Annotated in this window: 9 protein-coding genes; 2 read left to right on the forward strand and 7 right to left on the reverse strand. The window is 70.3% G+C overall.

Going from position 1 to position 12359, the window contains the following annotated elements; all coding sequences use genetic code 11:
- The first annotated feature begins 71 nt into the window (after positions 1–71).
- Positions 72–602: a GNAT family N-acetyltransferase gene (locus tag FBZ87_RS20760; RefSeq protein ID WP_145612511.1), complete on the forward strand. Its 531-nt coding sequence runs from the start codon at positions 72–74 to the stop codon at positions 600–602.
- 25 nt (positions 603–627) lie between these two features.
- Here FBZ87_RS20760 and FBZ87_RS20765 read toward each other — a convergent pair whose 3' ends face one another.
- Positions 628–2127, reverse strand: a complete 1500-nt coding sequence (locus tag FBZ87_RS20765) for a CoA-acylating methylmalonate-semialdehyde dehydrogenase (RefSeq protein ID WP_145612512.1) — start codon at positions 2125–2127, stop codon at positions 628–630.
- 100 nt (positions 2128–2227) lie between these two features.
- On the opposite strand from FBZ87_RS20765, the gene FBZ87_RS20770 reads away from it, so the two are divergent.
- The gene (locus FBZ87_RS20770) at positions 2228–3133 is read left to right on the forward strand and encodes a LysR family transcriptional regulator (protein WP_145612513.1); all 906 of its coding nucleotides are present in this window, start codon (positions 2228–2230) and stop codon (positions 3131–3133) included.
- Here FBZ87_RS20770 and FBZ87_RS20775 read toward each other — a convergent pair.
- From FBZ87_RS20775 to FBZ87_RS20800, 6 genes are read right to left on the reverse strand one after another with little or no spacing between them, the layout of a single operon-like run.
- Positions 3117–5201: a phosphocholine-specific phospholipase C gene (locus FBZ87_RS20775; RefSeq protein ID WP_145612514.1), complete on the reverse strand. Its 2085-nt coding sequence runs from the start codon at positions 5199–5201 to the stop codon at positions 3117–3119. The two genes, FBZ87_RS20770 and FBZ87_RS20775, sit on opposite strands and share 17 nt — an antisense overlap.
- Positions 5202–5228: 27 nt before the next feature.
- A complete protein-coding gene (locus tag FBZ87_RS20780; RefSeq protein WP_186454881.1) occupies positions 5229–6476 on the reverse strand; it encodes a histidine-type phosphatase in 1248 nt (415 codons plus the stop codon).
- A 23-nt stretch (positions 6477–6499) separates the two neighbouring features.
- The gene (locus FBZ87_RS20785) at positions 6500–7648 is read right to left on the reverse strand and encodes a hypothetical protein (protein ID WP_145612516.1); all 1149 of its coding nucleotides are present in this window, start codon (positions 7646–7648) and stop codon (positions 6500–6502) included.
- On the reverse strand, positions 7648–10611 hold the full coding sequence (locus FBZ87_RS20790; protein WP_186454882.1) for a TonB-dependent receptor: 2964 nt from the start codon (positions 10609–10611) through the stop codon (positions 7648–7650). The genes FBZ87_RS20785 and FBZ87_RS20790 overlap by 1 nt, the downstream gene beginning before the upstream one ends.
- 46 nt (positions 10612–10657) lie before the next feature.
- Positions 10658–11653, reverse strand: coding sequence for a FecR family protein (locus tag FBZ87_RS20795; RefSeq protein ID WP_145612518.1), 996 nt, complete (start codon positions 11651–11653; stop codon positions 10658–10660).
- The gene (locus FBZ87_RS20800; protein WP_186454883.1) at positions 11650–12198 is read right to left on the reverse strand and encodes an RNA polymerase sigma factor; all 549 of its coding nucleotides are present in this window, start codon (positions 12196–12198) and stop codon (positions 11650–11652) included. Before FBZ87_RS20800 ends, FBZ87_RS20795 begins: the two co-directional genes overlap by 4 nt.
- Positions 12199–12359 lie beyond the last annotated feature (161 nt).

Raw genomic sequence — 12359 nt, forward strand, 5'->3', positions numbered from 1 at the left:
ACTCCACTTGCCGACATCGGTATCGTATCACATAGTGGACGTCATGAAACTATAGTGAACGGATCGCCCGCATGACCCAGCCCGTTACCATCCGCCCGGCCACCGTGGACGATCTGGAAGGCATCCGCGTCATCTACAACCACGCGGTGGTGCATACGACGGCCATCTGGAACGACGTGCAGGTGGATCTGGAGAACCGCCGCCAGTGGTTCGAGGCGCGCATGGCCCGGAACTTCCCGGTGCTGGTCGCGGTGGCAGAGGGGGACGGGCAGGGGCAGGTGGTGGGCTACGCCGCCTATGGCGATTGGCGCCCCTTCGACGGTTTCCGCCACTCGGTGGAGAATTCCGTCTATGTGGCGCCCCAGGCCCAGGGACGCGGGGTGGGGGAGGCGCTGCTGCGCGCCCTGGTGGCGTGCGCGCGGGAACGCGGCATCCACCGCATGATCGCGGCCATCGCCAGCGAGAACGCCATCTCCATCGCCTTGCACGCCAAGGTCGGCTTCCGCACCGCCGGGGTCTTCTCCGAAGCGGGCACCAAGTTTGGCCGCTGGCTGGACCTGACCTTCATGGAACTGGCGGTCGGCGGGGGCCAGCCGACCTGAGGCGGGCCCCCATCCTCCACAAGCCTCAGCTCATCGTCGGGATCACGAAGCTGGCGCCTTCCTTGGTGCCGGAGGGCCAGCGTGAGGTGACCGTCTTGGTCTTGGTGTAGAAGCGGACGCTGTCCGGACCGTGCTGGTTCAGGTCGCCGAAGCCCGAGCGCTTCCAGCCGCCGAAGGTGTGATAGGCCAGCGGCACGGGGATGGGCACGTTCACGCCGACCATGCCCACGTTCACCCGGTTGGTGAAGTCGCGCGCGGTGTCGCCGTCGCGGGTGAAGATGGCGACACCGTTGCCGTAGGCATGCTCGTTGGGCAGGCGCAATGCCTGCTCATAGCTGTCGGCCCGCGCCACGGACAGCACCGGGCCGAAAATCTCGTCCTGGTAAATCCTCATGTCCGTGGTGACGTGGTCGAACAGGCTGCCGCCAATGAAATAGCCGTTTTCGTGCCCCTGCATCTTGAAGCCGCGCCCATCGACCAGCAGCTTGGCGCCTTCCTTGACGCCGGTATCGATGTAGCCGCGCACCCGCTCCAGCGCGTCGCGCGTCACCAGGGGGCCGTAGTCGGCGCCCTCATCGGTGGACAGGCCTACGCGCAGGGATTCCACGCGCGGCACCAGCCGTTCCACCAGGGCCTCGGCGGTGGCCCGACCCACCGGCACGGCCACGGAAATGGCCATGCAGCGCTCACCCGCCGAGCCGTAGCCGGCGCCGATCAGTGCGTCCACCGCCTGGTCCAGGTCGGCATCGGGCATGATGATCATGTGGTTCTTGGCGCCGCCGAAGCACTGGGCCCGTTTCCCGTGTTCCGCCGCCGTGGCGTAGATGTAGTTGGCGATGGCGCTGCTGCCGACGAAGCCAACGGCCTGTATGCGCGGGTCGGTCAGCAGCGTGTCCACCGCTTCCTTGTCGCCGTTCACCACGTTGAAGACGCCCTCGGGCAGTCCCGCCTCCAGGAACAGTTCCGCCAGGCGCAGCGGCACCGACGGATCGCGCTCCGACGGCTTCAGCACGAAGGCGTTGCCGCAAGCGATGGCGGGGGCGGCCTTCCACAGCGGGATCATGGCCGGGAAATTGAAGGGCGTGATACCCGCGACCACGCCCAGGGGCTGGCGCATGGAGTAGACGTCGATGCCGGGGCCGGCGCTGTCGGTGTACTCCCCCTTCAGCAGGTGGGGGATGCCGATGGCGAACTCCGCCACCTCCAGCCCGCGCTGGATGTCGCCCTTGGCGTCGGCAATGGTCTTGCCATGTTCGGAGGACAGCAGCCGCGCCAGGCTGTTCATGTCGCGGTTCACCAGGTCCACGAACTTCATCAGCACGCGGGCGCGGCGCTGCGGGTTGGTGGCTGCCCAGGCCGGCTGGGCCGCCTCGGCGGCGGCGATGGCGGCCTCCACCTCGCTTTTCGAGGCCAGCGGCACCTTGGCTTGCACCTCGCCGGTGTTGGGGTCGTACACGTCGCCGAAGCGGCCGGACGTGCCCGGCACAGGACGGCCGTTGACGAAATGGGTCAGTTCCCGGGTCATGCGCGTTCCTCCTGCTATGATTGTTTTGCACCAGTTAAACATTCATATTCCTGCACGTACAGGGCGCTGATTTCGCCCTCGGCTGTGCGGGAATTCCCATATGGAAAGCTCATTTGACTGGGACGCCCTGCAGTCGTTCCTGGCGGTGGTGCGCGCGGGCAAGCTGACGGCGGCGGCCCGCCGCCTGGGCGTGGATCATTCCACCCTCAGCCGCCGCATCGCCGACCTGGAACGCACCCTGCAGACCCAGCTGTTCACCCGCAGCGTCCAGGGTTATGCCCTGACACCCCAGGGGGAGAAGCTGCTGGCCTCGGCCCAGGCCATGGAGTCCGTGGCGCTGGGCATTCTGGGGGAGGTGGCGGGCTCCAGCCTCAAGGTGGCGGGCAGCGTGCGCATCGGCGCACCCGACGGCTTCGGCACCGTGTTCCTGGCGCCGCGCCTGGGCGACCTGGGGGCGGCCCATCCGGATTTGCTGGTGGAACTGGTGACCACGCCCCGGCTGTTCAGCCTGACCAAGCGCGAGGCCGACATCGCCATCGGCCTGGCGCCCCCGCGCGAGGGCCGGTTGCACGCCCGCAAGCTGACGGACTATCAGCTGGGCCTGTACGCGGCCCAGGACTATCTCGACCGGCGGGGGGCGCCGCTGCGGCGGACCGACCTGCGCGACCATCGCCTGATCGGCTATATCGGCGAGCTGATCTACGCGCCGGAACTGGACTACGTGCCCCTGATCGAAAAGGATCTGGCGCCCAGCATCACCAGTTCAAACCTATTGGCCCAATACCAGATGACCCTGGCGGGGCAGGGGCTGTGCGTCCTGCCCTGCTTCATGGCGGGGCAGGAGCCGCGACTGCGCCGGGTTTTGCCCGAGACGGTATCCCTGACACGTTCCTTCTGGCTGATCGTCCATTCCGACTTGCGCGCGCTGGCGCGGGTGCGCATCACCTCCGACTTCATTGTCGAGGCGGTGAGGGCCGCCCGCGCTATGTTCACGCCGGACGTGTAGATCCGATGGCCGGGTCGGTGCTGGCCGGCCAGTCGCCGTCGGCGCGGCCGGCCAGGCGGCGTTGGACATGGTCGCCGGTGATGACCAAATCGTACCACCCGCCCGTGGGGCGCAGGGGCCAGCGCATGACGCCGCCCACCGGCCCCGGCGTCCAGGGCCGGTGGTGATCCAGATAGGCGCCGGGCTGGATGCTCACGTCCGTGCCGGGGGCCACGGTAACGCGCAGGGCGTCGCCCTCCACCGCCCAGCTGACGCCGGCGGTGCCCGCGCGGGTACCGGTGAAGGCGCGGTGAAAGCCGTTGGGGCCGCGCACCCACAGGTCATAGGCGCCCTCGGGCCCGGTCAGGTGCCAGTCCCCCGATAGCGTGCGGCCGGCCTCTACGGTGTAGCGGCGCGGGATGGCGTCCAGCCGCAGCCGGTCATAGACATGGAACACGGCGCCCTGGCCCGCCCCGGCGGAGAAGTCCAACCGCAGGGTGCCGGTGGTCGCATCAACGTGGCCGGCGACCTCCAGCGCGTAGCGCAGCCGGCGCGATGGCCGGGTCCCGGCCTCCTGCACCGGATGGGGCGGGGCTACCGGCGTTTCCGGCACCGTCTGGCCGACAATGGCGCGGGCGCGGTCGCGGGTGGGCACCGTGTCCGGCAGAGGCGCCAGCTTGGCGTTGGGCGTCTTGAAGTCGAAGGCGGTCAGCAGGTCGCCGCACACCGCCCGCCGCCAGGCGGAGATGTTGGGTTCCATCACGCCGAAGCGCCGCTCCATGAAGCGGATGATGGAGGTGTGGTCCGCCACCTCCGAATGCACCCAGCCGCCGCGCGACCAGGGGGATAGGATATAGCAGGGCACGCGCGGCCCCAGGCCGTAGGGCCGGCCGCGCAGGTTCAAATCGTCGCCATCGGCGCCGGGGGCTTTCAGGCGGTGATAGTCGTCGTCCGTCGCCGCCGTGCTGGCGCCGGCGAAACCACCGGGGGCGTCCGGGTCGGGAGAGGGCGGGGCCGGTGGCGGAACATGGTCGAAGAAGCCGTCATTCTCATCGAAGGTGATGAACAGCACGGTGCGCGCCCACACCTTGGGGTTGGCGGTCAGCGCGTCGATGACCTGGGCGGTGTAGGCCGCCCCCTGCGCCGGGCTGGAGGGGCCGGGATGCTCCGACCCTTCCTCCGTGCCCACGACCCAGGAGATCTGGGGCAGTCGGTCGGCCAGCACATCCTCGCGCAGCTTGTCCAGCGCCCGGGTGGACAGGCCCTTTTCCCGCAGCACGGCGCGTGAGCCCGGATCGCCACGGTAGGCGGCGCGGTATTGCAGGAAATTGGCCAGCGGGTTGTCGCCGAAATTGTCGGCCATGTCCTGGTAATGGCCCCAGCTGATGCCCGCCGCCTCTAGCCGCTCCGGATAGGTCGTCCAGGAGAAGCGCGGGGTGCTGGCCGCATCCGGCTTCGTCAGGTCGTCGTCGGGGTTGTCGATGGCCGGGCCACCGCCCTTGCCGTGCGGGTCGTTGGTGCCGGTCCACAGGAACAGGCGGTTGGTGTTGGTGCCGGTGTGCATGGCGCAGTGGTAGGCGTCGCAGATCGTGAACGCCTCCGCCATGGCAAACTGGAAGGGAATGTCCTCCCGCGTGTAATAGCCCATGGCGCGCTGGGTCTTGGCCTCCGGCCAATGGGCCATGCGGCCGTTGTCCCAGGCCGCCTGGGCATTGGCCCACTGGTGCGGCGTTCCCAACATGCGCATCAGATCGAAATGCGCCTTGGTCGACAGGTGGAAGGGATTGACCAGGCGCGGGTGCGGGTCGGTACGGTCGCGCTGGTCCCATACGGTTAGGGGCTGCCCATCCGGGCCCGGCGGCACCGGGATGGGGAAGCGGTCGCCGAAGCCGCAGACACCCGAGAGGGTGCCGAAGTAATGATCGAAGCCCCGGTTTTCCTGCATGAGCACGACGATGTGGGCCACATCCTCGATGGTGCCGGTGCGCACATCAGCAGGGATGGCGGCGGCGCGGGCCAGGGCGGGGGGCAAGCCGGCCAGGGCGGCACCGCCCAGCGCATGGCGAAGAAGCGAACGGCGATCCATCATGATGGGCGGTCTTTCCGGGGCGGGAGATCAGGGGGCGACCGACAGCTTGTCGGCCACGGTCTTCACGGGGCACAGCGTGCCGCAGCCGGGCAGGGGCAGCACGGCGCTCCAGGGCGGGCTGGCCAGGCTGAGGGGGGCCAGATTGCGCACCTGGTCCGGCGTCTGGGCGACATAGGCGACGCGGACCAGGGCTTGGCCGGCAGCGTCGCGCCACAGTTCCAGCCGCAGGCCGCCGCCCACGGGCGGATCATCCTCGCCATAGCCCTGGACCTGGAAGTGCACGCCCAGCAATCCCGCGATGGCGGCGATGTTGTCGTCATGGCCCACCAACAGGGTGACGGGTGGCTGGCCGGCGCCGGTCAGCGCCTCCGCCATACGCGGGGCCAGGGCCACGGCCTTGCGCGGCGCCATGTAGGCGTTGCGGGCGAAGACGTCGAACTGCAGTCCGTGCAGGCGGGAAATCTGCGCCAGCGCGTCGCTTAGGCCGGGACCGGCGCCCAGGCGGCCCCAGGCCACCTGATCCGGCGCCATGCCCTCCAGATATTCCAGGATGAAGATCTGCGCCGCGCCGGCGGTCTGGGCCACGGGCCCGCGCAGATCCACGCCGCGGTTGTCGGCGCTGGGGCTGATGACCGTGCGCTCCTGCACCAGGTCGCAGGCCGGCAGGGTCTTGTCACAGCCCAGGCCGCGGATGGTGAGCGCGATGGCGGGCACCAAGTAGGTGGAGGCGTTGCGCACGTTGTCCATCTCCGGCTCCATGGCCTTCACGGCGGCGGCGGCATCCACGGTGGCGGCACCGGCCTCGAACGGATCGAACAGCGGGTCCAGCGTGCCCGGCGGCCTGTGCCCCACAGGCAGGGGGCAGTTCGGCGCCAGGCCTTGGGCCATGGCTTCGCCCGTGCGGATGGTGCGCTCCGCCGAATTGGTCCAGATCGCCACCTGGCTTGCGGCGGGGCAGCCCTGGGCCGGCAGCAGGCCGTTGGCGGCCAGCCACTGGCGTTGATAGGCGCCCATCAGCGTCGCGGCGGCGGCGCCATGGGGCGTGAGGTGGCTGGGCGCCACCGGCCAGGACGGCCACGGGCCCTGTGCCAGCCCGGGGGCCGCTTCGGTATCCAGGGGGGCCCGCACACCGTGGCGCACCAGCATGACCACCCGCTCCAGCGTCAGGGGCTGGCCGTTCGCGGCGCGGGGGGCCACGGTGGCGTCGGGTGCCGCTTGAGCCGGGGCGGTCGCCAGCATCAGGCCGGCCAGGAGAAGGAGAAGAAGGCGGGTCACGGGCATCTTTCCAGCAGCAGGGGTCAAAACACGCCTTGGGCGCGCAGTTGGGTCAAGGCTTGGGTAAGGGCGTCCAGTCCGCCCTGGGCTGCCAGCGACTGTACACGGGCGGCCCCCAGGTGACTCAGCACCGCGTGGCGATAGCCCCAGGTGTAGCGGGCGGGGTCGCCGGCATCCACGCCGAAGCGGGGGGCCAATTGGCGCAGCAGGGCGTCGGCATCCTCCACGGCCGGTTCGGCGTAGACCCAGTTGTGGTCGGATTGCGCGTGGATCAGGCAGGCGGACCACCAGCGCGGCACGGCGCCGGTTTCGGTCATACCGGGCAAGGTCAGGCCACCCGCCTGTGCCGGCGCCAGGTAACCCGCTGCCACCGGATCCACCCGGGCGATGATGGCGGCGGCGCGCAGCCAGTGCACCAGCCGATCGGGCTTGCCCCGTTCCGGCGCCTGGTGGGCGCAGGCCTGGACGATGATCAGGTCGGCCGGCATGCGGCGGGCCATCGCCTCCGCGAGGCCCAGGATGTGATGGGCGCCGGTGCGATAGTCGCCATCGGGTCCATGTCCGCCCAGGGATACCTCGGGCGGCAACCCGCCATCCGGGCGCCAGACGAACAGCAGGGCCTTGGCCCAGTCATGCCACAGCGGTGCGGCGGCGATCAGATCGTCCTGCCCATCCAGGACGACACCGTCGATGGCCCGGTAGGCGGCGGCGAAATCCTTGGCGCTTTGGGCGTTGAAGGCTTCGTGCACGGGCAGGCCGCCAGGCCAGGAATGATGGCTGCCGGCATTGCCGCCGGGGGCGGCGGCGAAGGGTTGGGGCAGATGGGGGCAGGGGCCGCCCTCGCCGGGCAAGGCCGGGAACAGCCCATCCACCAGGCCGTCGCCGGGGTCGGCCAGGCCCTCGGCCACCAGCCGGTTGATGATGTCTCGCTTGTCCGCTTGGCCCAGGTTGGCGCGATGGGCCACGCAGGTGGCGGGGTTGAACAGGGCGTCCTCGGTCGCGGCCTTGATGACCGGGTCGTGTATCGTGCTCACATCGGCGCGCAAGCGGGCCAGGGCATCGCGCGTCAGGGGCGAGGCGCCGGCGAGGGTGGCGGCATCGGCCGCCAGCGCGGGCCGGGCCAGCAGCAGTAGCACAGCCAAGGCGGAGGCCAGGCGGAGGAGCGTCGTCATCAAAACTCCTGTTGCAGGCTGAGTTCATAGCTGCGGCCGGCGCTGATGGTCTGCACCACGGCGTCGCCGTGACGGCCGACACTGGTGCGGTAGGCCAGGGCGTCGCCCAGATTGCGCACCGTCAGCCGCGCGCTCAAGCCCCCGCCGGCATTATAGCCGGCGCTGAGGTCCAGCCGGCGCGTGGGATGCACCCAGGTATCCAGCGCGCTGCCCGCCAGGGTCGTTCCGCCCCCGGAAACAAACGCGGTGCCGTAGGATTGCACGTAATCGTCGGCCCAGCGGTAATCCACGGACAGATGCAGGGCGTCGCGGTCGTAACGCAGTTGCACCCCGGCCAGCCAGCGGGGCGCATACTGCACCCGTTCGATCGTGCTCAAATCGGGGCTGTTGAGGCGCACCGCCGTGGTCTCCCAGCTGAGGGTGCCGGCCAGATGGAGATCACGCAGGATCTCGGCCACGGGCGCCAGGCCCTGATCCACCGACAGCTCCGCCCCGGTCAGCCGGGCGGTGCCGCCATTGGTGGGGATGCTGAGTCGGACTTGCGCGTCGCTGGTGGGGGACCCCACCGCCAGGCCGCCGCCGGCGTCGTAGAGGTAATTTTTTAAGCGCTTGTGGAACAGCGCCAGTTCCAGCCGACCGTCCTCCCCGGCGGTGTCACCCCAGGTCCAGGCGCCGGACAGGTCGAAATTCAGGCCGTCGACCGCCTTCAGGTCAGGGTTGCCCCGGGTGATGGTGACCACGCCGTCACTGTCCTGTGTGGCGGTGGCGTTGCCCGCCAGTTGATAGGGCGACGGCGCGGTCTGGCTGGTCCAGACGGCGGCGCGGTAGGTCGAGCGTTCGTCCGGCTGCCAGCGGGCGAGCACGCGGGGCAGCAGGGCGGTGAACCGGCTGCCACTCTCATTCCAGCCGTAATGGACGCCGCCCGCGGGCGCGCCGTTGTTGCCCGACAGCCAATAGCGGTTGGTCAGGTCAGAGAATTCCGCCCGTAACCCCGGCAGCAGGGTGAGGTCATCCCAGGTCAGCCGCGCCTGGGCATAGGCGGCCACCGTGCGCTCCCCACCGCTCAGCGTGTTGCCGTTCCAGGCATCGGCGGTCCAGGTCGCGGTGCCGTCACGCTGGCGGTACAGCTGCGCCAGCCGGTCGGCATCGATCAGGGGGAAGGTGAAATTGTAGATGCCGCTGAGCGGTGCCGTCAGCGTGCCGGCGCGCAGGCCCGCGGCCGCCAGGTCGGCCACGCTGGTGCCGGCGTCCACCGCCCCCAGCCCGCCTACCAGTTGCCCTTCCTGGTCGCGGCGGTAGCTGTCGCGCTGGCTGTCGGTGATCTTTACCCCGGCTTCCAGCGTGGCGTCGGAGGTCACGGCCAGCTTGCCGTCCAGGGCGCCGCCCAGCCTATCCTGACGGCTGGACAGGCTGGTGATCTGGCCGCGGTTGGAAACCGGCAAGTTCTCCACTCCGTCGGCCATTGCCAAGGCGCCGGACGGTCCAGCGACCACGGGATAGCCGTCCTTGTGCCCCAGGCTCAGGCCCTGGTTCACCGTGGTGCCGGTCGGGTTCCAGAACGACAGCTCGATATGCTGGGGCCGGCCGTTCTCCCCCCAGGTGTAGAACAGGCGGGGCGACAGGGTCAGGGCGCCCGTGTGCCAGTCGGCGCCCAGCTGGGCCGTGCCCAGGGTGGCGGTATCGGGGTTGGTCTCGAACCAGTAATGCACCTGGGTCTTGACGCTGCGGTTTTCATAAAGGCCGTTGCCCAGGGCGACGCGGGTGATGAAGCTGGGGTCGCGCCCACCCTGGAAGCCCGTCTGGTAGACTTCCTGGTCGGTGTCGGCCGTGGCCACGGTGACATGGGCGAAGGCGCGGAAGGTGTCGTTGGGCTGCCAGTCGCCCGCCAGGCTGCCCCCCCAGCGCCGCGTCTCCCCTTCCGAATATTGCACGTTCAGCGAGGTGGCCAGCAGGTCGCGCGCCGGATCCAGGCCGGCCGGCGTCTGGCCGCTGGCGTCGACCAGGCGGTATTCGAACTGGGTGGACTGGTAGGACTGTTCCACGCTGGCGAAGCGGTTGCGTCCGTAATAGCCGGTGACGGCCAGGCCCAGGCTGTGGTCGCGGCCGAGCTGCCGCGCGACGTCCACGGTGGCGAGGCCCCCGCCCGAGGGCCGGCCCAGGTTGGCGGAGCGTTCGTCCAAATTGCCCTGGACCACCAGGCGCGTATGCTCGCCACCCTCCAGGGCGGACGCCAGGCGCAGGTCGAACTGGCCCGCGGTGGCATCGCCGTCGTCATGGGCGTCCGGCGTCTTGGTCAGTTCCACCCCGTCCATGGCGAGCGGCGGCAGCAGGCTCAGTTGCACGGCGCGGCTGTAGGGCATGCTTTGCGCCACCGATACCCCGTCCAGGCGGGTGACGGCGTAGGCGCTGTCCAGCCCGCGCACGGCAGCGAACTGGCCTTCTCCCCGCGCCGCCCGGTCGATGCCACCCAGGTCGCCCTGAAGGGACGTTACCAGCACGTTGACCCCGGCCAGCCGGCCCAGGCTTTCCGCCAGGGTGCGGTCGGCCCGGTCGTGCAGGTCCGCCGTGGTCAGGCTGTCGGTCACGGCGGTAGCGGTGATTTCCGCCGGGGGCGTGCCGTGGTAGGGCGCCTTGACGATCAGCACCTCGGGCAGCTGACCGCCGCTGGCCGGTGCCACCGCCGGCGTGGCCGGGATGGACGATGCCCGCTCCAACTCGATGGCGCCACCGTCACCCAGACGATAGCGCAGGTGGCAGCCCGATATCAGGCGGCCCAGCGCTGCCTCGAAATCCGTCACACCGGCCAGCGGTCCGGCGCGGCAGCCGCGCACCAGTTCCGGCCGGAACAACACGTCGCGGCCGGACTGGCGCGCCAGGTCCAACAGCGCGCTGCCCAGCGGTTGTTCCGCGATGGTGAATGGCGTTCCCGCCGGCGCGGGCGCCGCTACCAGCAACGGCAGCACGGCGCAGGACGCCGCCAGCCGGCGGCGTCCTGGCCGGCGCTGGGGTCTACCGCCGGCGCGCAATCCGGTAATCCCCATTGGCGTCCTGCCGCCAGGTGATGGGATGCAGGCGGGCCAGGGCGGCGAGGAAGCCGGCGACATCGTCGGCGCGGTAGCTGCCGCTGACACGGATGGCGCCCAGGGCGGGGTCGTCCAGGTGCAGCACGATGCCGGTTCGTGCCGCCACCTCCGGCACCACCTGGGCCAGGGGCATGTCATCGAACAGCATGCGCCCGTCCTGGCGGGCCTTGACCTGGTCCACATTGGCCTTGCCCAGGCGCAGGGGGCCGCGGCCCTCCTGGTCCACCTGCTGGCCGGGCGCCAGACTGACCAACACCCGGCCGCTGTCGCGGTCGCGAACCTCGGCCGCCCCCTCCAGCAGCACGGCGCGCACTTGCCCGCCGTGGGATGAAACGGTGAAACGCGTGCCCAGGTCGCGCACCTCCAGCGCCCCGGCCATCACATGGAAGGGGCGCAGCCTCTCATGCGTCACCTGGAACTCCGCCTCACCCTGGGCCAGGTCCACGCGGCGGCCCAGCGGGTCGATGCGCACATGCAGGTGCGTTGAGCCGCCCAGGCGCATGACCGTGCCGTCGGACAGCGTTACCTGGGGATGGTCATGGGCGGCGGTGACATAGTCGGCTTCGCTGACCGCGCCGTTCCACAGCCAGACCAGCGCCAGGGCCAGGACGGCGGCAAGGCCGCCCACGGGGGGCATCCAGGCGACGGGGCGCCAGGAGCGGTGGGGCCGCGTCTGCCCATCCGCCAGGCGCAGGCCACGGGCGCGGGTCAGGTCAGGCCGCAGGGGGCCCTTGTCGTCGATGCCGCCGCTGGCCGTCCAGGCGCGGGTCACCAGGTCCATGGCGGCGGCGTGTCGGGGGTCGGCCGCCAGCCAGGCGCGGAAGGTCCGCTGGCCCTCCGGCCCCAGTTCCCCCGCCTGTATGCGCCGCAGCCAAGCGGCAGCCGTTTCTAGCAAGACTTGATCGTGATCGGTGGAGGTCAACGCGCGGGCTCCACCATCGTCCGGGCCAGGTGGGCCAGGACGCGTTCGATTTGACGAGACACCACTTTGACCTCAAGGCCCAGGCGGCCGGCCACTTCCCGGTGGCTCAGCCCATCAACGCGGACTAGCAGGAAGGCGTGCCGCGCCAGAGGATCGACATCGCGCAGCGCCGCCTCCAGGCTGGCCAGCTCCTGCCGGACCATGACGGTATGCTCGGGCGTGGCGGCGCCGTCGTCCGCCAGCTCCGCCACCTGGTCCAGGCCGTCGTGAGCGTCCTGGTGGCGGGCGGCGTTGCGGCGGAAGCGGTCGACCAGCAGGCTGCTGGCGACGCGCAGCAGGAAGGCGCGCCAGTTGTCCACGCCCCGGGCGGGGGCGGCGGCCAGCGCGCGCAGATAGACGTCCTGGACATAGTCGTCCACATCCTGCGCCTGGCGCACGCGGCGGGCGAAATAGCCGCGCAGCACGGATTGGTGCGCCTCGAACTCCGCGCCGTCGAACGCCGACGGCGCATCGCTCCTGGCCCTTGAGTCGGCCTGACTGTCCATCTTTCCTCTCGGCCGGCTAATGGGCACGGACAAGGTCATAGCGACGGCAGGCTGCAGATTTATGATGGAGGGCTGCGCCATGTGCAGGCTCCGGATGACGGGGACGCGGGGGTGGGGATGGGGGCGGGACCTGGCGGCCCCACCCCCGGTAGCGGAACGGA

The organism is Nitrospirillum amazonense, from assembly GCF_007828035.1.
Lineage (GTDB): Bacteria > Pseudomonadota > Alphaproteobacteria > Azospirillales > Azospirillaceae > Nitrospirillum > Nitrospirillum amazonense.